This is a genomic window from Streptomyces sp. BBFR51 (assembly GCF_044591655.1).
Taxonomy (GTDB): domain Bacteria; phylum Actinomycetota; class Actinomycetes; order Streptomycetales; family Streptomycetaceae; genus Streptomyces.
Genome location: NZ_CP172448.1, coordinates 3,971,726 through 3,995,763, shown reverse-complemented (window position 1 = coordinate 3,995,763; position 24,038 = coordinate 3,971,726). Strand labels below are relative to the sequence as shown.

At 71.4% G+C, this 24,038-nt stretch carries 32 protein-coding genes; 24 read left to right on the top strand and 8 right to left on the bottom strand.

Features of this window, described 5'->3' with window-relative positions:
* Nucleotides 1–67 precede the first annotated feature (67 nt).
* Together ACGH7X_RS18145 and ACGH7X_RS18140 are read right to left on the bottom strand one after the other, a co-directional pair.
* Nucleotides 68–1,090 (bottom strand): LacI family DNA-binding transcriptional regulator, encoded by a 1,023-nt coding sequence (locus ACGH7X_RS18145; protein WP_399886394.1) that lies wholly within the window; start codon nucleotides 1,088–1,090, stop codon nucleotides 68–70.
* A gap of 42 nt (nucleotides 1,091–1,132) precedes the next feature.
* Nucleotides 1,133–1,936 (bottom strand): response regulator transcription factor, encoded by an 804-nt coding sequence (locus ACGH7X_RS18140; protein ID WP_399886393.1) that lies wholly within the window; start codon nucleotides 1,934–1,936, stop codon nucleotides 1,133–1,135.
* Between the two features lie 256 nt (nucleotides 1,937–2,192).
* On the opposite strand from ACGH7X_RS18140, the gene ACGH7X_RS18135 reads away from it, so the two are divergent.
* The 11 genes from ACGH7X_RS18135 (at nucleotide 2,193) to ACGH7X_RS18085 (ending at nucleotide 10,655) form a co-directional block, all read left to right on the top strand.
* Complete coding sequence (locus ACGH7X_RS18135) at nucleotides 2,193–3,041, top strand: alpha/beta hydrolase (RefSeq protein ID WP_399886391.1); 849 nt, start codon at nucleotides 2,193–2,195, stop codon at nucleotides 3,039–3,041.
* Nucleotides 3,042–3,102: 61 nt separating this feature from the next.
* Complete coding sequence (locus ACGH7X_RS18130) at nucleotides 3,103–3,357, top strand: MoaD/ThiS family protein (RefSeq protein ID WP_399886390.1); 255 nt, start codon at nucleotides 3,103–3,105, stop codon at nucleotides 3,355–3,357.
* 3 nt (nucleotides 3,358–3,360) lie between these two features.
* A complete protein-coding gene (locus tag ACGH7X_RS18125; protein WP_399886389.1) occupies nucleotides 3,361–4,581 on the top strand; it encodes a hypothetical protein in 1,221 nt (406 codons plus the stop codon).
* A 166-nt stretch (nucleotides 4,582–4,747) separates the two neighbouring features.
* Nucleotides 4,748–5,485 (top strand): DUF2993 domain-containing protein, encoded by a 738-nt coding sequence (locus ACGH7X_RS18120; RefSeq protein WP_399886388.1) that lies wholly within the window; start codon nucleotides 4,748–4,750, stop codon nucleotides 5,483–5,485.
* Nucleotides 5,486–5,932: 447 nt separating this feature from the next.
* Nucleotides 5,933–6,778, top strand: a complete 846-nt coding sequence (locus tag ACGH7X_RS18115) for a sulfurtransferase (RefSeq protein WP_399886387.1) — start codon at nucleotides 5,933–5,935, stop codon at nucleotides 6,776–6,778.
* Between the two features lie 40 nt (nucleotides 6,779–6,818).
* Nucleotides 6,819–7,106, top strand: coding sequence for a DUF1416 domain-containing protein (locus ACGH7X_RS18110; protein WP_003974805.1), 288 nt, complete (start codon nucleotides 6,819–6,821; stop codon nucleotides 7,104–7,106).
* 117 nt (nucleotides 7,107–7,223) lie between these two features.
* Nucleotides 7,224–7,484, top strand: coding sequence for a DUF3099 domain-containing protein (locus tag ACGH7X_RS18105; protein WP_399886386.1), 261 nt, complete (start codon nucleotides 7,224–7,226; stop codon nucleotides 7,482–7,484).
* 41 nt (nucleotides 7,485–7,525) lie between these two features.
* Nucleotides 7,526–7,912 carry a VOC family protein gene (locus tag ACGH7X_RS18100; protein WP_399886385.1) on the top strand — a complete coding sequence of 129 codons (387 nt, stop codon included), beginning with the start codon at nucleotides 7,526–7,528 and terminating at the stop codon, nucleotides 7,910–7,912.
* A 261-nt stretch (nucleotides 7,913–8,173) separates the two neighbouring features.
* Complete coding sequence (locus ACGH7X_RS18095) at nucleotides 8,174–8,977, top strand: hypothetical protein (RefSeq protein ID WP_399886384.1); 804 nt, start codon at nucleotides 8,174–8,176, stop codon at nucleotides 8,975–8,977.
* Nucleotides 8,974–9,795: a hypothetical protein gene (locus tag ACGH7X_RS18090; protein WP_399886383.1), complete on the top strand. Its 822-nt coding sequence runs from the start codon at nucleotides 8,974–8,976 to the stop codon at nucleotides 9,793–9,795. Before ACGH7X_RS18095 ends, ACGH7X_RS18090 begins: the two co-directional genes overlap by 4 nt.
* Complete coding sequence (locus ACGH7X_RS18085) at nucleotides 9,792–10,655, top strand: hypothetical protein (protein ID WP_399886382.1); 864 nt, start codon at nucleotides 9,792–9,794, stop codon at nucleotides 10,653–10,655. Before ACGH7X_RS18090 ends, ACGH7X_RS18085 begins: the two co-directional genes overlap by 4 nt.
* A 119-nt stretch (nucleotides 10,656–10,774) precedes the next feature.
* Here the strand turns inward: ACGH7X_RS18085 and ACGH7X_RS18080 are convergent, their stop codons facing one another.
* Genes ACGH7X_RS18080 through ACGH7X_RS18070 form a run of 3 tightly spaced genes read right to left on the bottom strand, consistent with a single transcriptional unit; the run spans nucleotide 10,775 to nucleotide 11,806 of the window.
* Nucleotides 10,775–11,137 carry a DsrE family protein gene (locus tag ACGH7X_RS18080; RefSeq protein ID WP_003974797.1) on the bottom strand — a complete coding sequence of 121 codons (363 nt, stop codon included), beginning with the start codon at nucleotides 11,135–11,137 and terminating at the stop codon, nucleotides 10,775–10,777.
* Nucleotides 11,138–11,165: 28 nt separating this feature from the next.
* Nucleotides 11,166–11,417 (bottom strand): hypothetical protein, encoded by a 252-nt coding sequence (locus tag ACGH7X_RS18075; RefSeq protein ID WP_399886381.1) that lies wholly within the window; start codon nucleotides 11,415–11,417, stop codon nucleotides 11,166–11,168.
* Nucleotides 11,414–11,806 carry a hypothetical protein gene (locus ACGH7X_RS18070; protein WP_399886380.1) on the bottom strand — a complete coding sequence of 131 codons (393 nt, stop codon included), beginning with the start codon at nucleotides 11,804–11,806 and terminating at the stop codon, nucleotides 11,414–11,416. Before ACGH7X_RS18070 ends, ACGH7X_RS18075 begins: the two co-directional genes overlap by 4 nt.
* 172 nt (nucleotides 11,807–11,978) lie before the next feature.
* Between ACGH7X_RS18070 and ACGH7X_RS18065 the strand changes: the two genes are divergently transcribed.
* The 5 genes from ACGH7X_RS18065 to ACGH7X_RS18045 all read left to right on the top strand — a co-directional run bounded on the left by ACGH7X_RS18065 (nucleotide 11,979) and on the right by ACGH7X_RS18045 (nucleotide 15,269).
* A complete protein-coding gene (locus ACGH7X_RS18065; protein WP_399886379.1) occupies nucleotides 11,979–12,821 on the top strand; it encodes a helix-turn-helix domain-containing protein in 843 nt (280 codons plus the stop codon).
* Complete coding sequence (locus tag ACGH7X_RS18060; protein WP_399886377.1) at nucleotides 12,803–13,093, top strand: DUF397 domain-containing protein; 291 nt, start codon at nucleotides 12,803–12,805, stop codon at nucleotides 13,091–13,093. Before ACGH7X_RS18065 ends, ACGH7X_RS18060 begins: the two co-directional genes overlap by 19 nt.
* 170 nt (nucleotides 13,094–13,263) lie before the next feature.
* A complete protein-coding gene (locus tag ACGH7X_RS18055; protein WP_399886376.1) occupies nucleotides 13,264–13,839 on the top strand; it encodes an FABP family protein in 576 nt (191 codons plus the stop codon).
* Nucleotides 13,840–13,855: 16 nt separating this feature from the next.
* A complete protein-coding gene (locus ACGH7X_RS18050; protein WP_399886375.1) occupies nucleotides 13,856–14,293 on the top strand; it encodes a Fur family transcriptional regulator in 438 nt (145 codons plus the stop codon).
* A gap of 10 nt (nucleotides 14,294–14,303) precedes the next feature.
* The gene (locus tag ACGH7X_RS18045; protein WP_399886374.1) at nucleotides 14,304–15,269 is read left to right on the top strand and encodes a YgfZ/GcvT domain-containing protein; all 966 of its coding nucleotides are present in this window, start codon (nucleotides 14,304–14,306) and stop codon (nucleotides 15,267–15,269) included.
* Between the two features lie 18 nt (nucleotides 15,270–15,287).
* Here the strand turns inward: ACGH7X_RS18045 and dtd are convergent, their stop codons facing one another.
* Entirely contained in the window at nucleotides 15,288–15,713 is a 426-nt protein-coding gene (gene dtd / locus ACGH7X_RS18040; RefSeq protein ID WP_399886373.1) for a D-aminoacyl-tRNA deacylase, read from the bottom strand.
* Between the two features lie 178 nt (nucleotides 15,714–15,891).
* On the opposite strand from dtd, the gene ACGH7X_RS18035 reads away from it, so the two are divergent.
* From ACGH7X_RS18035 to ACGH7X_RS18025, 3 genes are all read left to right on the top strand, one after another.
* A complete protein-coding gene (locus tag ACGH7X_RS18035) occupies nucleotides 15,892–16,515 on the top strand; it encodes an aerial mycelium formation protein (protein ID WP_399886372.1) in 624 nt (207 codons plus the stop codon).
* Between the two features lie 88 nt (nucleotides 16,516–16,603).
* A complete protein-coding gene (locus tag ACGH7X_RS18030) occupies nucleotides 16,604–17,686 on the top strand; it encodes an asparaginase (RefSeq protein WP_399886371.1) in 1,083 nt (360 codons plus the stop codon).
* Nucleotides 17,687–17,744: 58 nt separating this feature from the next.
* The gene (locus ACGH7X_RS18025) at nucleotides 17,745–19,001 is read left to right on the top strand and encodes a GNAT family N-acetyltransferase (RefSeq protein WP_399886370.1); all 1,257 of its coding nucleotides are present in this window, start codon (nucleotides 17,745–17,747) and stop codon (nucleotides 18,999–19,001) included.
* A gap of 176 nt (nucleotides 19,002–19,177) precedes the next feature.
* Here ACGH7X_RS18025 and ACGH7X_RS18020 read toward each other — a convergent pair whose 3' ends face one another.
* Nucleotides 19,178–19,363 (bottom strand): hypothetical protein, encoded by a 186-nt coding sequence (locus ACGH7X_RS18020; protein WP_104635636.1) that lies wholly within the window; start codon nucleotides 19,361–19,363, stop codon nucleotides 19,178–19,180.
* Nucleotides 19,364–19,516: 153 nt separating this feature from the next.
* Between ACGH7X_RS18020 and ACGH7X_RS18015 the strand changes: the two genes are divergently transcribed.
* Nucleotides 19,517–20,428, top strand: coding sequence for a winged helix-turn-helix domain-containing protein (locus tag ACGH7X_RS18015; RefSeq protein ID WP_399886369.1), 912 nt, complete (start codon nucleotides 19,517–19,519; stop codon nucleotides 20,426–20,428).
* A gap of 10 nt (nucleotides 20,429–20,438) precedes the next feature.
* On the opposite strand, the gene ACGH7X_RS18010 is transcribed toward ACGH7X_RS18015, so the two are convergent.
* A complete protein-coding gene (locus ACGH7X_RS18010) occupies nucleotides 20,439–20,627 on the bottom strand; it encodes a hypothetical protein (protein WP_399886368.1) in 189 nt (62 codons plus the stop codon).
* Between the two features lie 150 nt (nucleotides 20,628–20,777).
* Here ACGH7X_RS18010 and ACGH7X_RS18005 point away from each other — a divergent pair, with 150 nt between their 5' ends.
* The 4 genes from ACGH7X_RS18005 to ACGH7X_RS17990 all read left to right on the top strand — a co-directional run bounded on the left by ACGH7X_RS18005 (nucleotide 20,778) and on the right by ACGH7X_RS17990 (nucleotide 24,015).
* Complete coding sequence (locus ACGH7X_RS18005; protein ID WP_399886367.1) at nucleotides 20,778–21,653, top strand: winged helix-turn-helix domain-containing protein; 876 nt, start codon at nucleotides 20,778–20,780, stop codon at nucleotides 21,651–21,653.
* A gap of 29 nt (nucleotides 21,654–21,682) precedes the next feature.
* Nucleotides 21,683–22,420 (top strand): HAD family hydrolase, encoded by a 738-nt coding sequence (locus ACGH7X_RS18000; RefSeq protein WP_399886366.1) that lies wholly within the window; start codon nucleotides 21,683–21,685, stop codon nucleotides 22,418–22,420.
* A gap of 259 nt (nucleotides 22,421–22,679) precedes the next feature.
* The gene (locus ACGH7X_RS17995) at nucleotides 22,680–22,826 is read left to right on the top strand and encodes a hypothetical protein (RefSeq protein WP_399886365.1); all 147 of its coding nucleotides are present in this window, start codon (nucleotides 22,680–22,682) and stop codon (nucleotides 22,824–22,826) included.
* Nucleotides 22,827–22,935: 109 nt separating this feature from the next.
* Nucleotides 22,936–24,015, top strand: a complete 1,080-nt coding sequence (locus tag ACGH7X_RS17990; protein ID WP_399886364.1) for a phosphotransferase family protein — start codon at nucleotides 22,936–22,938, stop codon at nucleotides 24,013–24,015.
* Nucleotides 24,016–24,038: the final 23 nt, after the last annotated feature.

The window sequence follows — 24,038 nt, the reverse complement described above, 5'->3', positions numbered from 1 at the left end:
GGCCTGAGTGCTGCCTGAGAAGCCCGGCAGAACCTCGTATGCCCGATATAAAGGCGATCGCCGGGGGTTACGCGCAGCCGCAGGACTGCCGCAGCACCAACTGCGACGGGAACACCTTCAGCCGCTCGCGCCGGGAGCCCGCCACCCGCAGACCGTCGTCCAGGACCAGGTCCACCGCGGACCGCGCCATCGCCGACCGGTCGGAGGCGACCGTCGTCAGCGGCGGGTCGGCCAGCGCGGCCTCCTTGATGTCGTCGAAGCCCGCGACCGCCAGCTCCCCGGGGACGTCGATGCGCAGCTCGCGGGCCGCGCGCAGCAGGCCGATCGCCTGGTCGTCGGTGGAGCAGAAGACCGCGGGCGGGCGGCGCGGCCCGGCGAGGATCTCCAGGGCCACCTTGTAGGCGTCGTAGCGGTTGTACGGCGCCTCGAAGAGCCGGCCCTCGGTCGGGAGCCCGGCCTCCTTCATCGCGCGCTTCCAGCCCTCGACGTGGTCGGAGACCGGGTCGCCGACGGACGGGGTCTGGGCGGTGCCGCCCATGCAGGCGACGTACTCGTACCCGTGCTCCAGCAGGTGGCGTACGGCGAGCTGGGCGCCGCCCAGGTCGTCGGTGACGACGGCGACGTCGTCGATGGCCTCGGGGCGCTCGTGCAGCAGCACGACCCGGGCGTCCCAGGCGTCGATCTCGGCGGCGGCGTTGTCGTTGAGCGCGTGGCTGACCAGGATGAGCCCGGAGACGCGCATGCCGAGGAAGGCGCGCAGATAGTGCACCTCGCGCTCGCCGACGTAGTCGGAATTGCCGACGAGCACCATTTTCCCGCGCTCGGAGGCGGCCCACTCGACCGCGTGCGCCATCTCCGCGAAGAACGGCTGGCGGGCGTCCGGCACGATCAGGCCTATGAGGTCCGTGCGCCGCGACGCCATCGCCTGGGCGACCCGGTCCGGCCGGTACCCCAGTTCCTTGATCGCGGCGAGTACACGCTCGCGCGTGGCCGGGGCGACCGGCCGGGGTCCGTTGTTGATGACATAGCTGACGACGGCGGTCGAAGTCCCCGCCAGCCGCGCCACATCATCCCGAGTCACCTTGGCCACGCGCGGAGTCTACGCGGATGGACCCGCCCCGGGCAGGGCGTATCACACCTTGGATGACCTTGTGTGCGCCGTGTCCGCCGCCACGTCCGCCGCCGTGTCCGCCTGCGCCGGGGCTTTGGCCGCCTTCGCCCTCGTCTCCTCCACGGCGCGCTCCGCCTTCTCCGCCTTCTCCGGCTTCTCCGGCGTGACGAAGCGGTAGCCGACGTTGCGGACGGTGCCGATCAGCGACTCGTGCTCGGGGCCGAGCTTGGCGCGCAGCCGCCGTACGTGCACGTCGACCGTGCGGGTGCCGCCGAAGTAGTCGTAGCCCCACACCTCCTGGAGCAGCTGGGCGCGGGTGAAGACGCGGCCCGGGTGCTGGGCGAGGTACTTCAGCAGCTCGAACTCCTTGAAGGTCAGGTCCAGGACCCGGCCCTTGAGCTTCGCGGAGTACGTCGCCTCGTCCACCGACAGGTCGCCGTTGCGGATCTCCATCGGGGAGTCGTCGCCGCCGATCTGCTGGCGGCCCATGGCCAGCCGCAGCCGCGCCTCGACCTCCGCCGGACCGGCGGTGTCCAGCAGTACGTCGTCGATGCCCCAGTCGGCGGTGACGGCCGCGAGGCCGCCCTCGGTGACGACGAGGACGAGGGGACAGCCGAGCCCCGTGGAGCGCAGCAGCTGGCACAGGCTGCGCACCTGCGGCAGGTCACGGCGGCCGTCGACGAGGATGACGTCGGCGCCGGGGGTGTCGACGAGGGCGGGGCCCTCGGCGGGAGCGACGCGTACGTTGTGCAGCAGCAGACCGAGGGCGGGGAGCACCTCCGTCGACGGCTGGAGGGCGTTGGTCAGGAGCAGCAGAGAACTCATCGCGTCCCACCTGCCTGGGTCGTCCAATGGTCGTGCCCGGTTCGCTCGCCCATAACGTCTGGTTCCTCCTGGGTCCCTGCGAGGACGTTTACGGCACTGCTTCGTACAGGTTCGTGCAGATGCGGATCCCGTGCCCGTGGGGCCCGCCGCGCGTCCGGGAGGTGAATGCCCGGCGACTGCCCGGCATCGCTCCCGAAAGCACAAAAGGACCCGGGGGCTACGTTGCCCGAGTCCTCTGCCCAGCAGAATAGCCGACATGAGCAACCGACCGCCGGGTCATGTGGCGCGTTCCACCCATCGTCCGCATCCCGAGACGCCCCGAAAGGCACCGCGCCGCACGCCCGCACGCACCTTCCTCCGTACGGCCGACGGCGTCCGGATCGACGCCGTGTACGAGCCGGGAGAGACCCGTCGCGATGCCTCTGACCTGGTGTTCGTCGTCGCCCACGGGTTCACGGGCGACGCGGACCGCCCGCACGTACGGCGGATCGCGGCGGCGTTCGCGCGGCACGGTGCCGTGGTGACGTTCTCCTTCCGCGGCCACGGCACCTCCGGCGGACGGTCCACCGTCGGTGACCGCGAGGTGCTCGACCTGGCGGCGGCGGTCACCTGGGCCCGCGGCTTCGGGCACGCGCGCGTGGTGACCGTCGGCTTCTCCATGGGCGGCTCGGTGGTGCTGCGGCACGCCGCGCTGTACGCCGACGACAGCGCGGCGGGCACGGACGCCGTGGTGTCGGTCAGCTCACCGGCCCGCTGGTACTACCGGGGCACGGCGCCCATGCGGCGCCTGCACTGGCTGGTCATGCGCCCCGCCGGGCGCCTGGTGGGCCGCTACGGACTGCGCACCCGTATCCATCACCGGGACTGGGACCCGGTGCCGCTGTCGCCGGTCCAGGCGGCGGGGCGGATCGCGCCGACGCCGCTGCTCGTCGTGCACGGCGACCGGGACGGCTACTTTCCCCTCGACCACCCCCGGATGCTGGCCGAGGCGGCCGGTGACCACGGCGAACTCTGGCTGGAGCCCGGCATGGGCCACGCCGAGCACGCTTCGGACGAGGCGCTGCTGGACCGCATCGGCGACTGGGCCGTGTCCCGGGCGGGCTAGCCTGAGGTGTTCACTGCCGATCGGCACGGACGCCGATCGGCACCGGCGACGAAGGATCCAGATGGCAAAGGTCACGGTGCGCTACTGGGCCGCCGCGAAGGCCGCGGCGGGGGTGGACGAGGAGCCGTACGACGCGGCCACGCTCGCCGACGCGCTCGGCGCGGTGCGCGAGCGGCACCCCGGCGAACTCACGCGCGTGCTGCTGCGCTGCTCGTTCCTCGTCGACGGCGACCCCGTGGGCACCCGCGGGCATGAGACGGTACGGCTGGCTGACGGCGGCACGGTCGAGGTGCTCCCGCCGTTCGCAGGAGGGTGAGCGATGACCAACCAGCCGCATCAGCCGTACGGGCAGAATCAGCCGTACGAGGGATACGACGAGCACGCCGGGTACGGGACCTATGACGGCCAGGCGTGGCCCTCTGGGCACCAGGAGCCGCAGGAGCCCCAGGGGCAGCAGCAGTATCAGGGGTACGAGGACCCGAACGCCGCCGGGCAGTACACGCAGCAGTGGCAGGGCCAGACCTGGGAGACGCAGGTGCAGCCCCCGGTCTCGGCGGAACAGACGGCGTATCTGCCGCCGCACGCCCAGCAGGCCCCGCAGGGCCACCAGGCGCAGGCGGGGGCTCCGTACGCATCGCACGCACCGCAGCAGCAGCCGTACCCGCCGCAGGCGTACGCACCCCAGCCGCAGCCGTACGAGCCCCCCGCGCCTGCTCCATCCGCCCCCGCCACCCCAGCCGCCCCCGGCGAGCCGGGCTACGGTCCGGCGACCGTCGCCGGGAACACGCGGGTCACCGACGCGCAGCGGGCCCGGGCCGAGGGGCGTTCGCCGATCATCGACCCGGGGATGCAGCCGGCCGGTCTCACCGCGCTGCTCGGGCTGCTGCTGGCAGGCGCGGCGACGCTCGGCACGTACGCCCTCCTCGTCCCGCTCGTCGCCCTCCAGGCGGTCACCGCGGCGGGCTGGTTCCGCCTGAACGGCATGTGGCCCGCCCGGCAGGGCATCGCGCTGGGCTTCGCAGGCGCGCTCGCCGCCGACGCGGCGCTGCTGGTGTCGGACCGCTCCCCGGCGGCGATCCTCGGCACGCTCGGGGTGTGGGTACTGCTCTCCCTCGTCCTGCAACTGCGCTCGCACGCCGACCCCGACGAGCGGATGTACGGCCTGATGGCGACCATCGCCGCGGCGGCACTGGCCGTCGTCGCCGGCGGGTACCTGGCCGCCGACGCGGACGCGGTGACGGTGGGCGCGATCGCGGTGGCCGTGGCCGTCGTGGCCCGTGCGCTGCCGTTGCCGACGGCGGCGTCCGTGGTCGTCGCGCTGCTCGCGGCGGCCGGAGCGGGGATCGCGGCCGGCTCGATGACGGACTTCGGGACGTCGGGGGCGCTGCTCGGCGCGGGCGCGGCGGTGTGCGCGCTGATCGGCCTGCGGGTGGCGGCCTACGACTACCCCTCCAGGTTCGTCCACTTCACCGCGGGCGTGGCCCTGCCCCTCGCGGCGGCCGCCCCGGCGGTCTACGTACTCGGCCGGGCTCTGGCCTGAGCCCGCCGGGGGTGCCCTGCCGTCCGCTGCGCGCCCCCGGCCGCCCCCTGTCACAGCTGTTCGACAAAACCCCGGTGGTGCTTCCGGCCCGCGTTACTCTCGCGCTGGACGGCCGCCGGTCGTCGGATTCCGCCGTCGTCGACCGTCCAAAGTTGGGGAACACCGCATGCGCGCACTGCGAATACTGTTGATCGTCGTCGTGATCCTGGGCGGCCTCTTCGTGGTCGCCGACCGTGTCGCCGTCCACTTCGCCGAGGACGAGGTGGCCGACAAGCTGCGCAGCACCGAGAACCTGGCCTCGACGCCGGACGTCTCCATCAACGGCTTCCCCTTCCTCACCCAGGTCGCCGGCGGTGAGCTGGACGACGTGGAGGTCGGCATCGACGACTACGAGGCCTCCACCGCCAACTCGGGCGAGAAGATCCGCATCGACCAACTGCACGCGAACATGAAGGGCGTCGAGTTCTCCGGCGACTACAGCTCCGCCACCGCGGCCACCGCCACCGGCACCGCGACCGTCGGCTACGACGAGCTGATGAAGGCCGCCAAGTCCGAACCCACGGAGATCTCTCCCGGCGTCACCGCCAAGGTCATCGGCCTCTCCGACGGCGGCAACGGAAAGATCAAGGTGTCGCTCCAGGCCACGGTCCTGGGCGTCGAGGTGCCCGAGCCGGTCGAGGTGCTCAGCTCCGTCACCGTCAAGAACAACGACGTCGAGGTCTCCGCCGACGGCCTGCCGGAGATCGGCGGCAAGCAGCTCGCCGAGTCCCGGATCCGGGCCATCACCGATTTCCAGCAGACCATCGACGAGCTGCCGGGCGGTATCAAGCTGGACAAGGTCGAGGCGGCGAAGGACGGCGTCGAGATCACGGTGAAGGGTTCGAACGTCAAGCTGGCCGGGTAGGACGAGGGTCGGTCCGCGCCGCAGGGGCGGCGGCCGGCGTCCGACCGGGGGCCGCGGAGTCCGGCGTCCGACAGGCGAGACACCGCCGTCCGTACCGCAGATGGGGAGCCGAGCACCCGGCCCCGACGGCCCTTCGTGACGGCCCGGAGGCTGCCCCGATCCCACATCCCGGACGATCCCGTCTCACGATGCGACACATCGGTGACATGGCCCGCCCTCAATCCCTACGATCGGGACTTATGAAGCGCCAGGCGGACCTCACGAAGCGGCGGGCAGTGGACCTGTGCCGCGTTGCCGCCATGCTCTGTCGCACCTTCTGAGCGTACGGCGACGCCGCCGTCCGTCCCCCTCACCCGCCCTGCCCAGGGCATCCGCGCGCCGCCGCACGGCCCGAGCGCGCGCCCCTCTCACCGCACGCCCCGCCGCAACTGCCCCGGAGGAGAAAACATGAGCCGCAGCGACGTCCTGGTCGACGCCGACTGGGTGCAGGACCACCTGGACGACCCCAGCATCGCGATCGTCGAGGTGGACGAGGACACGTCCGCCTACGAGAAGAACCACATCAAGAACGCGATCCGGATCGACTGGACCCAGGACCTCCAGGACCCGGTCCGCCGCGACTTCGTCGACCAGGAGGGCTTCGAGAAGCTGCTCTCCGCGAAGGGCATCGCCAACGACACGCTGGTGGTCCTCTACGGCGGCAACAACAACTGGTTCGCGTCCTACGCCTACTGGTACTTCAAGCTGTACGGCCACGACAACGTCAAGCTCCTCGACGGCGGCCGCAAGAAGTGGGAGCTGGACGCCCGCGAGCTGGTCGCCGGCGACGAGGTGCCCCAGCGCGCCACCACCGACTACAAGGCCAAGCCGCAGAACACCGCGATCCGCGCCTTCCGCGACGACGTGGTCTCCGCCATCGGCGCCGAGAACCTGGTCGACGTCCGCTCGCCCGACGAGTTCTCCGGCAAGCTGCTCGCCCCGGCCCACCTCCCCCAGGAGCAGTCGCAGCGTCCGGGCCACGTCCCGTCCGCCCGCAACATCCCGTGGTCGAAGAACGCCAACGACGACGGCACCTTCAAGTCCGACGACGAGCTCAAGGCGCTCTACGAGGACGAGCAGGTCGACCTGGCGAAGGACACCATCGCCTACTGCCGCATCGGTGAGCGCTCGGCCCTGACCTGGTTCGTCCTGCACGAGCTGCTGGGTGTGGAGAACGTCAAGAACTACGACGGCTCCTGGACCGAGTACGGCTCCCTCGTCGGCGTGCCGATCGAGCTCGGCGCCGCGAAGTAACCGTCCCGACCGACCTTTCCCAACCCCTCAGGAGTACGACATGTGCGGAGCGAAGGCCGGCGGCCCCGACGCCTCGACGATCAAGCCCGGTGAGACCACCATCCAGGGTCAGGTGACCCGCGACGGCGAGCCGGTGACGGGCTACGTCCGTCTGCTGGACGCCACCGGCGAGTTCACGGCGGAGGTCCCGACCTCCGCGACGGGCCAGTTCCGCTTCTACGCGGCCGAGGGCACCTGGACCGTACGCGCGCTGATCCCGGGCGGCACCGCCGACCGCACGGTCGTGGCTCAGCAGGGCGGCCTGGCGGAGGTCGCGATCGCCGTCTGACGCACCGCGAAGGCGCCACAACGGCGCACGACGGCGCACGACGGCCGAGGGGCCGCACCACCCGGGTGGGACATCCGGGGTGCGGCCCCTTAGCCATGTCAGGCCTACCCTGGAGGTATGTACGCGCGGCGGCGGCACGTCTACTTCGCCATGATGGGGACCTGCATCGTGCTCTTCGTCCTGGCCTGGGGAGTCGTGCGCATCTGGTCCGTCCCCGCGGCCGTGGGCATGTGCGTGGTCGCCATGCTCATCCCACCGGTGGCCGCGATGATGGCCAACCGGCGCGGCCCGGAGGACCGCTGGTGGGACGACCCGTCGGGCGACGCCGAGTCCGACGAGTGGTGGGACGAACTGGACGGAAAGAAGCGTCCGCACTAGGCCCCTGTGCCGGGCCCCCGGGCTCGGGAATGATGACGGGCATGTCTCCGACGAAGCTGTCCACCGTCGTGCTGGACGCCCACGACGCCCACGAACTCGCCGGTTTCTACCTGCGGCTGCTGGGCTACGTGGTGCGCGCCGAGGAACCCGGGTGGGTCCTCACCGGCCCGCCACCCGGCACCGAGGGCACCTCCCTGGCCTTCGAGACGGAACCCGCGTACGTACCGCCCGTCTGGCCGGGCCGGGACCTGGGCGACCAGCAGATGATGCTGCACCTCGACATCGAGGTCGACGACCTCGCGGCGGAGACCGCACGGGCCGTGACCGAGGGCGCCCGCCTCGCCGAGTACCAGCCCCAGGACGACGTACGCGTCCTGCTCGACCCCTCCGGCCACCCCTTCTGCCTGTGGACGCGGGCCCCTCAGTAGCGCCGGGCATCAGGGGGCTCAGTGGACGAGCGCCTGCGAACACCGCTGCCATGACCGAATCGTGATCAACGTCGCCGCAACCCCGGAGCCGGGCTGCGGGTCTCCTGTGCGCACGCATTGATCGAATGCGCTGTACACGTTTCTGTGGGGGGCGTCTTGGAAGAGGAACCGGCGAGACCCGCCGCACCGGCGACACCGGAAGACCGCACGCCGCCGGAGAAGTCCGCGGCCGATGAGGACCGCGAGCCGTCGGAAGGGCCCGTGGCGCCGGACGAATCCGCCCCGATCAGTGACGCGTCCGCGCCCGCCGAGGGGGCCGCACCGCCTCGGCGGCGCGGGCGTACGGCCCTGCTCATCGGTGCCGCCGCCGTGTTGGGCCTGGTCGCCGGGGCCTGCGGCGGGGTTCTCGTGCAGGCGGGCCGGGAGCCGACGAAGCTGCCGCCCCTGTCGCAGACCGCGCTCGCGCGCAGCGGGGGTGAGGCGCCGAAGCCGCTGCCCGCCGGCCAGGACCGCCAGGTGCGCACCGGGGGCGACCTGCGCGACCTGCTGCTGAAGAAGCCGCGCGGGGCCGAGGAGACCGACTGGCTGAAGGACTCCGACGGCTGGATGGACCTGGAGAGCTACGCCGGGACCTTCGGGGAACCGCAGCGTGGGTTCGAGAACCTGCTCCGCAGTGAGTTCCGCCGGGCCGCCATCACCGGCTGGGAGGTCGACGACACGTACTCCGTGGAGATCCGGCTGATCCAGTACCGGCAGGAAGAGGTTCTCGGCGCCACCGAGGCCAACGTGGAGAGCCAGTACTTCGCTGCCGACGTGGCGAGCGGGTACTTCGTGGCCGGCGACGGCGGCCGCGTCGGCGACTGGAGCATCCCGGGCACGGGGGACGGCCGTGTGTTCGTCAACGACGAGCCTGTCCCCGGCCTCGACGGGGCGGCGTTCCCCTACCGGGCGGAAGCGCACGCCCGGCGGGGCGGCATCGCCATGGAGATCTGGGTGAGCGGAGCCAAGCGGATCGACAAGAAGATGATCTTGGGCCTGGCCGAGCAGCAGATGGAGCGGCTGTGAACGAGAACCGGAACGACGCCCCGTCCCCCGCCACCACCGAACCGCCCCCTCCCGCCCCCGGACGCCGAGGCCGCCGTCGGATCGCCGCCGTCACCGGAGCACTCCTGCTGACCGGCGCCGTCGTCGGAGCCGTCGCGTGCACCGCCGTGGCCGTCGCCGACGCCGACCGCGACCCGGGCGTCCCCTCCTGGGCGCGTCCCCAGCCCACCGAGGACCAGCCAGCGGTCACGGCCGAGCCGGGCAGTCTGGCCTGGACCCTCGTGCCGTACCGGCCCGACAACTGGCGGCGCGGCCCCGACCTGGGTGAGTTCGGATCGGACGCCGTGCTGAACGGAAACCGAACGGCCGCCCTGTTCAAGGAGTCGCTGGCCGGACTGCCTCGAACCGAGCGCAAGCAGCTGGAGAAGGAGATCGACCGCCGGCCCGTCAAGGAGATGGCGATGCGCAGCTACGCCTTCACCATGGGGGAGAACGCCGACCGTGTGGCGGGCGCCGCCACCATGACCCTCGTTCTGGCCCGCATGGAGGACCAGGCCGCCGCCCGTTCCGTGACGAGGGGCCGGAACGCGTTCCTGGAGGCCCTTGACGTCTTCCGTGACGGCCCCGAGATCGAGGGCTACGAGGACGCCGCGTGCTTTCGCGCGCCTTCCGGTTCCGGCGACGACGAAGGTCTCGATGCGATGTTCTGCTCCGCCTCCACGGCGGACATCGCGGTCGTCGCCACCGCCGAAGGAGTGCAGCCGTTCGACGCCGACGGCGTTGCCGCGCTGTTGAAGGACCAGTTGGACCGCATCGTCGAACCCGGGAAGTCCGTGTGACCGAGCAGATCGCCCCGTCGGAGCCCGTCACGCCGGCGCTTGCCCCGCCGTCCCCGCCGGACGCCCCGCCGCCCGGCGCCCCGGCTCCGTCGGGCAAGGACCGCCGGGTCCTGCGCGCCGTGCTGCGCTGGACCGCTGCCGTCGCCGTCTTCGCGGCGGTCGGATCGGCCACGGCGTACGGCATCACGCGGATGGACCGGACGGACGTGCCAGGGCTCGCGACCGTGTCGGACGGGCGCTGGAAGTACCCGACGCTCACCGCGGCGCCGCTGCCGTCCGGCAGCCCGGGGCCGTTCGCCGAGGGAAACGCGGCCGGTGCCCACTACGCCGATCTGCGTGCCCTGCTCCTGCCGGCGCCCGACGGGGCGACAGCGGACCCCGCTCTGCGCGGGACGGACGGTTGGCTGGCGACGGAGACCTTCCTCGCGGAGTACGAGGAGGAGTCCGACCGTGACGCACTGCGGCTGAAGATCGTCGATGCGGGGCTGCGTCACATCGCCGCCCGTGGCTGGACCACCGACGACGGGACGCACACGCGGATCTACCTGCTCCAGTTCGGTACGGCGGCCGTCGTGGACGACCTGCACACGATGCAGCTGGCGCCGTACGACAGCCCGATCTACGCCGTGAGAGGCGCGGACACGGTGGAACCCGACGAGAACTTCCCGGAGGCTGCCGAGTCCGACGACGTGCTCTCCGCCGTCTTCACCGAGCCCGATCCCTATGGCGGCGAACAGGTCCGTGAGGCGTACCTCGGCGCCGGCGACGTTCTGGCGGTGGTGGTGCAGAGCCGCGCGGGCGGGGCAGGGGAGGTGCCCTTCCAGCAAACCGTGGCCCTGCAGACCCGGATGCTCCTCTGACCATCGGGACGTGCCCACCCCGAAAGCGTGAGCATTTCGCCCTCTACTGTCCTCGTGGCGCTCATTTGAGCGCCCTGGTGACACTTCTCCGTGATCTGCTCACGCTTTTCGGTAGGGACTCAGTAGACGAGCGCCTGCGTGTCGTCGGCGAGTGCCTCCTGCACGAAGACCTGCGCGCCCGCGATCCGTACGCCCTCGATGACGTCCTTCTCGGTCAGGTCGCGCCGGGCGGCGCACTGCGTGCACAGCGTCACCCGGCCGCCCGCCAGGAGCGAGTCGAGCAGGTCGGGCAGCGGCGCGGCGTGCGGCAGTTCGAACTCGGCCGCGCGCCCCGGCACCGCGAACCACGCGGACTCGCCAGTCAGCCACAGCGACACGTCGACCCCACTGGCCACGGCCACCGCCGCCACGGTGAACGCCTGCGAGCAGCGCTCCGGGGCATCGGCCCCCGCCGTCACCTTGATCACGAGCTTCTTCGCCATGCTGGAAGCGTAGCCCTCGCGGGTCGCGTCAGACCGCGAAGCTGATCGTCACCAGCAGCGTCGCGACGCACAGGACGGTCAGCAGGCCGCTGACCGTGGCCCCGTCCAGCCGGGTGCGCCGCCGGGGCCGGGCCCTGTGCTTCGGCGCGGGCCGCGGCGGGTGGCCCGGATGGAACGGCGGCATCGCGAAGCCCGGGGAGAGGGGAGCCCGGTCCCGCCGGGGCGCGAGCCGCTGCGCCCGCTTGCACTCCTCGTAGGGCAGTCCGCCGTCGTACGTCATCCCTCGTGCTCCTTGCGCTGGTGCTGGCGCAGCAGGACGTTCGCGTCCGTCACCGCGCTGTGGTCGAACGCCGCGCGCGCGGCCTCCCGCCGGTCGGCCAACCAGGCGCAGGCCTCGCAGTCGGGCACCGGCAGGGGCGGCCGCTCCAACTCGCCGGGGGCCCGGGGCGCGGCGAGGGTGCGGTCGTTCGCGGCACGCAGGCTCGCCCCGAGGCGCTCCCGGTCGGTCGCCGGGCGCAGCGCGGCCGGCTCCGCCTCCCACTCCCGGCCGCCGCCGAGGGGGCGGAGCAGCACGCGCGCCCCGCTGCGGCCCCGGTACTCACCGACCCTGGCGGCGGCGGTGTCGTAGAGCACGGTGCCGGGCTCGTAGGTGGCCGGTTCTGTTCTCACGGGTCCGCTCCCTTACGTCAACATCTATACGGAATGCGACAGTTGCCCTACTCTGCGTAGTGGTGGGCAGTTACGAGCATGACCCACGGCGGGGGTCGCCAAGCCCGGAACGGCCGCTAGTGCCACAACGGGCGCTCCAAATTCCACAAATTCCACAGCCGGGAGGGGCGCGGTGCCGCAGCGGAGGGCGATCACGGGTCGCAGCCAGGAACCGAGGGCACGGTTCGCGGAGGAGCTGCGGCTGCTCCGGCACGGGCGGGGCGTGTCCCTGCGGGGCATGGCGGAGGCGGTGGGCTGGGACGCGTCCCAGTTCGGCAAGATGGAGAACGGCCACACGCTGGGCGGCCCGGAGATCGTGGAGGCGCTGGACCAGTACTACGGGACGGGCGGCATGCTGCTCACGCTGTGGGAGCTGGCGGTGGCCGATCCCACGCAGTTCCGCGAGCAGTACCGCCGGTACATGATCCTGGAGGCCGAGGCGATCAGCCTGTGGCACTACGCGGTGAGCGCACCGCCGGGCCTGCTCCAGACCGCCGGGTACGCGCGCGAGGCACTCGCCGTGGGCTGGCTCAAGGGACCTGAGCTGGAGCAGCAGGTCGAGGCCCGGCTCGGCCGACGGCAACTCCTGGACGGGGAGGCCCCACCGCCATTTCGCGTCATTCTCTCCGAGGCGGTGCTGCGCACGTCGCTGCGCGACGTGGAGGCGTGGAGGGAGCAGCTGGCCCACTTGGCCGAGATGGCCGGGCGTCCCGGCATCACCCTCCAAGTACTGCAGTTCCGTGCGGGCCCGCACGGTCTGATGAACACCGCGGTGAAGTTCCTGCGGCTGCCGAACGGCCGCGTCGTCGCCTATACCGAGAACGACCTGCGCGGTGAACTGGTGGAGGAAAACGCCTCAGTTGAGCTGCTGCAACGTAGGTACGATGCGATGCGTGACTTGGCGCTGTCACCGGCCGAGTCTCGCGAGTTCATCCTGCGGACGTTGGAGGAAGCGCCGTGCGAGCCATCGATCTGAGCGCCGTCTCTTGGCGTAAGAGCAGCTACAGCAACACGAGCGGCGGCGACTGCGTCGAGGTCTCCGACGACCTCCTCCGCGCCGCCGACTGGCGCAAGAGCAGCTACAGCAACGCGAGCGGCGGCGAGTGCGTCGAGGTCGCCCCCGGCCTCCCCCTCGTCCCCGTCCGCGACAGCAAGGACCCCGCTCGCGGAGCCCTCCTGTTCGCCGCGCCCGCGTGGGCCGCCTTCGTGGGCGGAGTCCGGCGAGAAGAGCCGAGGTGGGCCGCGTAAGCTGGGGGCGGCCCTGTCGTATGCCCCCCGCTCAAGGAGCAACCCCGTGGAGATCTTCTTCGAAGCCCTGCTGGTCCTGGTCTGCGTCGGCGTTCTCGCCTTCGCCGGTCTGACCGTGAAGAAGCTGTACCAGGGCCAGCGCTGATCACCGACGCCAGGAAGTACCGCTCATGATCGAGATCCCGTCCGACCTGCACAAGGACCTCGTCCCCCTCGTCTTCCTGCTGGGTGACTGGGCCGGCGCGGGCGTGCACGACTTCCCCGGCGCCGAGAAGTGCAACTTCGGCCAGGAGGTCTCCTTCACCCACGACGGCCGGGACTTCCTGGAGTACCAGTCCCACACCTGGGCGCTGGACAACGACGGCAACAAGGTCCGTCCGCTGGAGTCCGAGCACGGCTTCTGGCGCATCGACGCCAACCGCCGGGTCGAGGTCACGATGACCCGCGACGACGGCGTCATCGAGATCTGGTACGGCGAGCTGGCCGACCAGAAGCCCCAGATCGACCTGGTGACGGACGCGGTGGCCCGCACCGCGGCCTCTCGGCCCTACACCGGCGGCAAGCGGCTGTACGGCTACGTGAAGAGCGACCTGATGTGGGTCGGCGAGAAGCAGACCCCAGAGGTCGAGCTGCGCCCGTACATGTCGGCGCACCTGAAGAAGGTCGTCTCCCCGGAGGACGTCGAGCGCTGGGCCAAGGCCCTCCCGGACGACATGCCGGACGACGGGATCGCTTTCTTCAAGTAGTCCTAGACTCATGGGTGTGGTGAGCACCGACTGGAAGAGTGACCTCAGGCAGCGCGGCTACCGGCTGACCCCGCAGCGGCAGCTGGTGCTCGAAGCCGTGGACACCCTCGAGCACGCGACCCCCGACGACATCCTCGGCCAGGTGCGGAAGACGGCGTCGGGGATCAACATCTCCACGGTGTACCGCACGCTGGAGCTGCTGGAGGAGCTGGGGCTGGTCAGCCATGCCCACCTGGGGCACGGTGCGCCGACATACCACCTCGCCGACCGGCATCACCACATCCACCTGGTCTGCCGGGACTGCACCAACGTCATCGAGGCCGATCTGTCGGTGGCCGCCGACTTCACCGCCAAGCTGCGCGAGCAGTTCGGCTTCGACACCGACATGAAGCACTTCGCGATCTTCGGCCGGTGTGAGGACTGTTCCCTGAAGGGTTCAACTACCGAGTCGTAGGCTAGGGGTCATGAAGAGCCCTCTGCTGTCCCTGCCCGGCGCCGTCCCCGCCGAGGGCGTGGACGAAGGCGTCGCCGCCCACTACGGCGACCTGTTCCGCGAGCAGCGTGCCCTCGCCGACGGCACCGGCTTCGTCGACCTCTCCCACCGCGGTGTCGTCACCGTGACGGGCGACGACCGGCTGAGCTGGCTGCACCTGCTGCTCACCCAGCACGTCAGCGACCTGCCGACCGGCCAGGCCACCGAGGCGCTGGTCCTCTCCGCGAACGGCCACATCGAACACGCCCTGTACCTCGTCGACGACGGCACGACCGTCTGGGCCCACGTGGAGCCCGGCAGCCAGGAGGCGCTGATCACCTACCTGGAGTCGATGAAGTTCTTCTACCGGGTCGAGGTCGCCGACCGGACCCCGGACACCGCCGTCGTGCACCTGCCGGCCGGGTCGATCGCGCAGGCCCCCGAGTCGGCCGCCGTCCGCGAGACGCCGTACGGCCGTGATCTCTTCCTGCCGAGGGAGGAGCTGGAGGCGTTCGCCGCCGACGCCGGACCGGCGGCCGGGATCCTCGCGCACGAGGCGCTGCGCGTCGAGCAGCACCGCCCGCGCCTCGGCTTCGAGACCGACCACCGGACCATCCCGCACGAGCTGGGCTGGATCGGCACGGCCGTGCACCTCCAGAAGGGCTGCTACCGCGGGCAGGAGACCGTCGCCCGGGTGCAGAACCTCGGCAAGCCGCCGCGCCGGCTGGTCTTCCTGCACCTGGACGGCAGCGAGGTGCACCTGCCGCCGGCCGGTGCGGAGATCAGGCTCGCGGACGACGGACCCGAGGGCCGGAAGATCGGCTTCGTCACCACGTCCGTACGCCACCACGAGCTGGGCCCGGTCGCGCTCGCCCTGGTGAAGCGGAACGTGCCGGTGGACGCCCGCCTGATGGCCGAGGACACGGCGGCGGCCCAGGAGACGGTCGTCGAGCCGTAGGGCTTCCTGGACCTCGGCCTAGACCTCGACCAGGACCGTGAACGGGCCGTCGTTCGTCAGCGACACCCGCATCCGCGCGCCGAAACGGCCCGTCGCCACGGTCGCGCCCAGCGCGCGCAGCCGGGCGACGACCTCGTCGACGAGCGGTTCGGCGACGTCGCCGGGCGCGGCGGCGTTCCAGGTGGGGCGGCGGCCCTTGCGGGCGTCGCCATAAAGGGTGAACTGGCTGATCACCAGCAGCGGGGCGTCGAGGTCGCTGCACGACTTCTCGTCGTGCAGGATCCGCACCGACCAGAGCTTGCGGGCCAGCTGCGCGGCCTTCTCCTTGGTGTCGTCGTGGGTGACCCCGACCAGGACACACAGGCCCTCGCCGTCGATCGCGCCCACCGTCTCGCCGTCCACGACGACGCTCGCGCCGTCCACCCTCTGCACCACTGCACGCATCCCGTCATGATGCCGTGCGCCCCCAGGGTGCGAGCGGCCGGGCCCGTACGGGGTTTGTTTCGCTATCTAACCCCCCATCTGGGGCCGATCGGGGCCGATCATGGGCACTCGGTCACATAGCGGCCACCCGGAGTGGCACGATGCACCCAGACGCCGGGCGAGGGGACGGTTGAGGCACATGAGCACACCGAGTACGGGGCAGTCGTTCGGGACCGCCGCGTTGACAGGGCCGGGGGGCCTGGAGGCGCCCCGGCCACCCGCGCAGCGCACGGACAGTCCGGAACTGCCCACGGCGGACCCCGTGGAGCGGGACCTGGGAGCACTGAGCCTGCCGGAGCTGCGCACCCTGCGCCGGGACGCCCAGCGCGAGGAGGCCGACCTCAGCTACGTACGGCGGCTGCTCCAGGGCCGTATCGACATCCTGCGCGCGGAGCTGGCGCGGCGCGGGCCGACGGCCGTGGTGACCACCGCGGCGACGGGGTCCGTGGTCGAGCGGCTGTCGGAGATCCTCGCCGACGCGCCGGCCCGGCAGCGCTCCTCCGCCCGGCACGTGACGCTGGGCACCCCGCGGAGCGAGGAGTGCCGGCGGCTGGCCGCCGAGATGCTGGGCGAGGTGGAGCTGTCCGACCTGACGGCCCGCACCGACGTCGAACTGACCGCCGGGATGGGGCGGCTCGTGCGCTACGAGCAGCAGGTCTCCCGGCGCAGGCAGCGGCTCCAGCGCACGGCGGACGGATGCAGCGCGGAGATCGCACGCCGGTACCGTGAGGGGGAAGCACAAGTCGACGACCTGCTCGTGTGACCGGGGGCGGGCATCAGCTCCGCTCCTCGGGGCCCGGTGATCCCGGGCCGTCGCCGCGGCGGGTCACCCGTTTGGAAGGCCACCGCCGATGTCCGCGCCCCAGCCGTCGCAACCGTCCCACCAGCACCAGCACCAGCACCAGCACCAGTCCCAGTCCCAGTCCGAGCCGCAGTCCCAGCCCTCGCCCTCGTCCTCGGCCGCATCCGCGCCCACGTCTGCCCTCTCGGCCGTCGTGCCGCCCGTTCTCGCCGAGGTCGTCCGGTCGGGCTTCGTCGAGGGGCGGCACCGGGGCGCTCTGGTGGTCCTGGGCGCCGACGGGGCCGTGGAGCTGGCGCTCGGCGAGGTGACGGCGCCGGTCTTCCCGCGCTCCTCCAACAAGCCGATGCAGGCGGCCGGCGTCCTGCGGGCCGGCCTCGACCTCGCGGGGGAGCGGCTGACGCTGGCCGCAGCGAGCCACTCCGGAGAACCGTTTCACCGCGACCTGGCCCGCAAGATGCTGGACGAGTACGGTCTGGACCCGGCCCTGCTCCAGTGCCCGCCCGACCTGCCGCTGGACCCCGTGGAGCGGGAGACGTACCTGGCGTCGGGCGCCGTGCCCGACCGGATCACCATGAACTGCTCCGGCAAGCACACCGCGATGCTCGCGGTCTGCGCGCAGCGGGGCTGGCCGGTGGAGACGTACCTCGACCCGGACCACCCGCTCCAGCGGATCATCCACAGGGTTGTGGAGGACGCGGCGGGCGAGCCGGTCGCCGCCGTGGGCACGGACGGGTGCGGGGCGCCGCTGATGGCGATCAGCCTGGTCGGGCTGGCCCGCGCCTTCCGCTCCTTCGTCGGCGCCGAGCCCGGTTCGGCGGAGCGCCGGGTCGCCGACGCGATGCGCGCCCACCCCGAGTACGTCGCCGGCACCCGCCGCGCCGACACCTGGCTGATGCGCGAGGTGCCCGGCACCCTCTCCAAGATGGGCGCCGAGGCCGTCCAGGCGGTGGCCCTGCCGGACGGCCGCGCCCTCGCCTTCAAGATCGAGGACGGCGCGACCCGCGCCCTGGGCCCGGTCCTGGCCCGCGCCCTGACCCTGGTGGGCGTGGACGCCCCGGTCGTCGACCGCATCGGTCGCGCCCCCCTGCTGGGCGGCGGGCGGGAGGTGGGCGAGATCCGCGCGTCCTTCTGACGCCCGGCCCCCGCAAATCCCCGCGACGCAGGTGGGGCCCTCGGCCTACCGTGAGCGCATGAGCCGCCGCACCGAGATCGACGTACGTCCCATCACCGAGGCCGAGTTCCCCGACTGGAACCGCGCCATGAACACCGGGTTCCTGCGGTCGCCCACCGTGCCCGCGGACCAGTTGGAGGCCCGCCGCCCCGAGTTCGTGCCGGGCCGGTCGCTGGGCGCCTTCGACGGGGAGCGCTGTGTCGCCACCTTCCGGTCCTTCGACCAGGAGGTCACCGCGGTCGGAGGCGCCCCCGTCCGGGCCGACGCGATCTCCAACGTCACCGTCACCGCGACCCACCGCCGCCGTGGTCTGCTCACCCGGATGATGGCGCAGGACCTGGCCGCGGCGAAGGACCGCGGTGACGTCGTCGCGACGCTGATCGCGGCCGAGTACCCGATCTACGGCCGGTACGGCTTCGGCCCCGCCACCACCATGGCCGAGTGGACCGTCGACGTGCCCCGCGCCGGCCTCGACCCGCGCTGGGCGGCCCCGGAGGACGGCGGGCGGATCGACCTGGTGGAGGGTGAGGAGGTCCGCAAGCTCGGGCCCGAGCTGCACGAGCGGCTGCGCCGGGCCCAGCCGGGCGCGGTCAGCCGGACCGAGCTGTGGTGGCAGTACCGGACCGGTGTCGTCGACTGGAACGGCTCCCAGTGGACCGAGCCCTGCTACGCCGTGTACCGCTCGGCGGACGGCGAGGTCGAGGGCATGGCCGCGTACCGGACCGACGACCGCTGGGGCGACGCCAAGCAGCCGCTGAACACGGCGACGGTCGACTGGCTGATCGCCGTGACGCCGGGCGCGGAGCGCGCACTGTGGCACTACCTGTGCTCGATCGACTGGATCACGACCGTCAAGAGCGGCTGGCGGGCCCCCGACGACCTGCTCCCGCAGCTCCTGCCCGATCCGCGCGCGGCGAGGATCACCACCCAGGCGGACTGGCTGTGGGTACGGATCCTGGACGTGGCGGCGGCGCTGGAGGCGCGGACGTACGAGGGCCGGGGGTCGGTGGTGCTGGAGGTCGTGGACCGGGGAGGGCTCACCGGCGGGCGGTGGCGGCTGGAGGCGGGAGCGGACGGGGCGTCCTGCGTGCCGACCACCGAGAGCGCCCATCTCGTGCTGGACGTGCGCGAGTTGGGGGCACTGTGGCTGGGCGACGAGTCGGCCGTGCGGCTGGCGGCGCTCGGCCGGGTGCGGGAAGAACGAGCGGGCGCCGCCCGTGTGGTCGACGCCCTGCTGCGTACGTCCAGGCGGCCTTGGTGCCCGGACATGTTCTGAGGTGGCTCCCTTCGGCCGGTGACGGGTGGACGTGCGCATCCGTAGCGCGTGCTCATTGAGTTGTGGTTGTTGTGCCGTTGTTCAGTTGTGGTTGTGGTTGTTGTGCGTGGTGCTGACCGACCGGTCGGGCTCCCGGCTCCCCTCCGGAAGGGGGCCCGGCCGGTCAGTACGTCGGTTCAGCCGGACTGGGCGAGCAGCATCACGAGGATCACCGCACCCACACCGCCGATCATGGTGTTCTTCGCCTTGATGCCGATGGACAGCGCGACGAACGCGATGATGCCCATCGGCCCGTACCTCCATTGCACGAGCTGCTCGAACCCGATGGCCAGAGCCGCGACGACGATGGCGATGAGCGGCATGGTGGTCCCCCTGTCACCGTGGTGGCCAACCCTCGAAAGAATCGACCACGTTGCTCAAGTTGGCTGCCAACTTCACTGTACTTATCTCCGCTTGGAAGCGTCTCATAACCACCTTCCCGCGAACTGCCGAAAGATGGCGAGAAGTTGTAGTGTTTGGTCGTGGAGCCGGAACATGCCCCCGTCAACGGGCGGAAGAGACCGCAGCGGCCACAGACAACACATCGAGAGGTGGCCGACGAGCTGCGCGCCCGGATCAGGTCCGGTCGGCTGCAGGCGGGCCAGCGCATGCCCACCCAGGCCCAGTTGGCCGAGGAGTTCGGCGTGGAGCGCGGCGCCGTCCGCCTGGCCCTGCGCATCCTCCAGTCGGAACGTCTGCTCACCAACGTGTCCAAGGGGAGCCCCGCGACGGTCGCGCAGGACCTGCACGGCCCCCTGGCCGGGCCCGGGGCGCGGCCGATGCCCACCACGGTCACCCTCGCGCCCCGGATCGCCGGGGCCTTCGCCGCCGAGCACGTCGAGATCGACGCGCTGTGTCTGACCTCCGTCTCCCTCACCCTCGCCATCGGCGAACCGCTGCGCCAGATCCACGCGGGGCGACTGAAACCGGCCAAGGTCGACGTCCGTGTCCTGCTGCCCAGCCGCGACATCGACCTCGCCTTTCCGGTGGCGGTGGCGGGCGGTGCGGCGGGCGGCCCGGTGCACGAGCGGTGGCTGGCGATGCGCAACGCCCAGGGCCAGGTGCTCCGGCACAACCTGCTGAGCCTGCGCGCCACGCACGGCATCGACGTGCGCGTCTCCTTCCGCGCGCTGCCCTTCACGCCGCCGGTGAAGCTGTACGTGCTCAACGGCACGGAGGCGCTCTTCGCGTACTACACCCTCAGCCGGCGTGAGCAGGAGATCGACCACGAGCAGCTGGAGTTGTACGACGCGGAGGGCATCCGCTCGACGCTGTTCGCCTTCGATCAGGGCGGTGACCTGCGCGACGGCGTGTTCGTGAAGCAGTCCCGGCTGTGGTTCGACGCGCTGTGGGGGACGATCAGCTCGGAGCTGCTGCTCACGGGCTGACCGCCCCCGGTCACAGCGCGGGACCCGCGACCAGGAGGGCCAGCAGCACCGCTCCGGCGGAGCTGACGGACGGGCTCTTGGCCTTGATGCCTATGGTGAGCAGGAGCAGGCCGACGATGCCGGTGGCACCGTACTTCCACTGGACGACCTGCTCGAAGCCGACGACGAAGACCGCGGAGACCAGGGCGAGGACGGGCATTGGTCTTTCCCCCCTTCGGACGTTCGGGAAGGTAAACTTCCACCAACTGGGCTAAGTTGGTGACCAACTCTGACTATGTTGTCCCCACTTGGCTACTACCTATAAACAAGTTTCAAACAACTCCCTATAGGTAGGTCGAAGTTGTAGCGTTTGGTCGTGACCCAGGAGAACGTGTCCGTGAACGGCAGCAGAAGGCTCTCGTCCCAGGAGATCGCCGACGTCCTGCGGGAGCGGATCCGCGGGGGTGACCTCAAGGCGGGCGACCGCCTGCCCACCCAGGCCGAGCTGGCCGACGAGTTCGGCGTGGAACGCGGCGCCGTCCGCCAGGCACTGCGCGCGCTCCAGGAAGACGGCCTGCTCACCAACGTCAGCAAGGGCAGCCCGCCCCGCATCGCCGAGCCCGCCACGCCCCGGGGCGAACCGCAGCCGACGATGGTGGCGCTCGGGCCGCGGCTGGCGCAGGCGTTCTCCGCCCCGCGCGTGCGGGTCGACGTCGTGTGCCACACCTCGGAGACGCTGATGCTGGCGCTCAGCGAGCCGCTCCGCCTGATCCACGAGGGCCGCATCCACCCGGAGGCGATCGACTTCCGCGTCCTGATGCCCTCGCGCGACATCGAACTCGCCTTCCCCGTCCTGGTCGAGGACGAGGAGGACGATCCGGTCCACCAGCGCTGGCTCCAGATGCGCAACGCCCAGGCCCGCGTCCTCCAGCACAACCTGCACGCCGTGCGCTCCACCCACCGCGTCGACGTGCGCATCGCCTTCCGCGCCCTGCCGTTCACCCCGCCGATGAAGCTCTACCTGCTCAACGGCGAGGAGGCCCTCCTCGGCTACTACATGCTGACCCGGCGCGAGGAGGAGTACGAGAGCCGCACGCTGGAGATGTACGACGCGCTCGGCTCCCAGTCGCTGCTGTTCTCCTTCCTGAAGCGGACGGGCCACCGCGACGCGGTGTTCGTGGAGGAATCACAGAAGTGGTTCGACGCCCTCTGGGAAACCATCACCACGGACATGACACTCTCCTAGTGACTTCTGAAGCGACGCGGACCGGAACGGTGGCAGACACGGAACAACTCGGGCGGCTGGTGAGCGATGCCCGCTTCGTGCTGTGGGACTTCGACGGGCCGATCTGCCGCCTGTTCGCCGGCCACACGGCGGAAGGCGTCGCGGCGGACCTGGTCGACTGGCTCGGCAGCCGAGGACTGCGCGGACTGCTCACCGAGACCGAACGCGAGTCACCCGACCCCCACGCGGTGCTGCGCGCGGTCGACCGCCGCCATCCGCGCAGCGACCTGGTCGAGGAACTGGAGGAGCGCCTCACTCAGGAGGAACTGCGGGCCGCCGCCTCCGCCATGCCCACCGCGTACGCCGATCCGCTGATCCGCACCTGGACGGCCGTCGGGGTCCGGCTGGCCGTCGCCACCAACAACTCCCCGCGCGTCGTGCGCGCCTACCTGGCCGACCGGGGCCTGCTGCCGTGCTTCACCCCGCACATCTACGGCCGCACCCAGGAGCTGCGGCTGCTCAAACCGGACCCGCACACCCTGGTCCGCGCACTCAGCGCGATGGGCGCCGAACCGACGGCCTCGCTGTTCATCGGCGACTCCCCCTCCGACTGCGAGGCCGCCAGGCGCGCCCGGGTGCCGTTCCTCGGCTACGCCCGCAACGAACGCAAGAGCAAGCTCCTGCGGGAGGCCGGGGCGGACGTGGTCGTGGACTCCTTCGAGCCGTTGCTGCGCCTGTTGTGGTGCCTGCCGACCGACGTGCGGGGGATACAGTCGCCGTGTGAATGACCGACGGACCTACGGTCTTCATACGTCCCTGCCGCCACAGTGCAAGCTCGCCGACCAGCAGTGAGCGGGCGGAGCGCACGGTGATGCCGGGCCCCCGACTGGCGGACGATGAGACTGGTGCCGTCGGTGGACGTGGAGATCCGCCGGGTGCCGCTGACGCCGGCCTTCAAGCTCTGTCTGATTCAACGGCTCGGCGGCACTGCACGGCCTGTACGAGGTCTTCCGGCGACCCATCGAACTGGACGACGGCCGGGAGGTCGTGGCCAACGACGTCTTCCGCCCGGGGGCGCGGCTCACCCACCATGTCAAGGACGCCGACCCCCGCGCGCAGGACACGGTGTTCGTGGAGGGCATGCAGGCCTGGTTCGACTCCGTCTGGGAGCATCTCACCGGCCGGTCCGTGTAGTCCGGCGGGCTCCGGGTCCGCTCGGACGGCATGGAGCGGGCCGTGTGCTCTTGCGGACACCGCTGTCATCCCGACACGCGTAACGGGTCGGAGGCGCTACTCTCCCGCCATGCACCGTCTGCCACATCGAGCGCGTACGGCGCTCGTGCGCCACTTCGTGGAGTCCCGGAGACTCCGTGGCAGGGGCGAGGTGCTGAGAGGGCACCACAACATCAACTACGTCTTGCGCTCGGGTCCGGTCCTGGCGTTGCTGCTGGGCGCTGTTCCGTTCACCCGTCTCAAGTACCGTGTTCCGCTGCGCACTGTGGAGGTGGTGCCGCGCATCTGGCCGCGCGAGGCGGAAGTGCTCCGCGTCGTCTGCCGGTATCTGCGCGAGGTGCCGCCGTGCCTCGCCGACCTCGGAGACGGCTCCGTGCACCGGTACCGGATGGGTCGGGCGCTCAGCGACGGCGGCCCGCTCCGGAACGTGGGCGACGAACTCATGCGCTCGTTCGCGTCCTTCTTCGCCCGGACCGCGCGCGTTCCTGTCGCGGAACTGCCGGCCCGTCCGGAGGGCTGGCCCGAGGACGGTGACACGCAGGGCTTCCTGGACTGGCTGGTCCGCTTCACGGAGGAGCGGGTGCATCGTCCGAACCGCGACCGCTTCGGCGCGCTCTTCGACGCCGTCGGCGTTCCGGAGGATGCGATGGTGCGTTTCGCCGCCAACCATCGTTGCCGAATCTCGCGTCCGTTCCGGCTTCTGCACACGGATGTCCACCAGGCCAACACCGTCGTGCGGGGCAGGCGGCTCGCGGTGATCGACTGGGAACTGGCGATATTCGGCGATCCCCTGCACGATCTCGCAACCCACCTCGTGCGAATGGCGTACGACAAGCAGGAGCAGGTCCGTATGACGGAGCTGTGGGCCGAGGCCATGGCGGAGGCCGGGTTCACCGAGCTGACCGCCGGACTGCACGAAGACCTCCCCACCTACGTCGCGTTCGAGTACGCGCAGTCGGTCTTCACGGATGTTCTGCGGGCGGCGACCGACCTTCCCGAGGACGCGGACACGGACCACTTCCAGGCCGCGGCGGACCGGGTTCAGCGCGCGATAGGGCGGGCCCGTGAGCCACTCCGGCTGGTCGACGTGCCGGGCCGGGAACCGGTCGTGGAGGCTCTGCGCGCCTGGTACGGCACCCGGGCCGAGTGACTCCCGCCCTCTTCCTGTCCGCC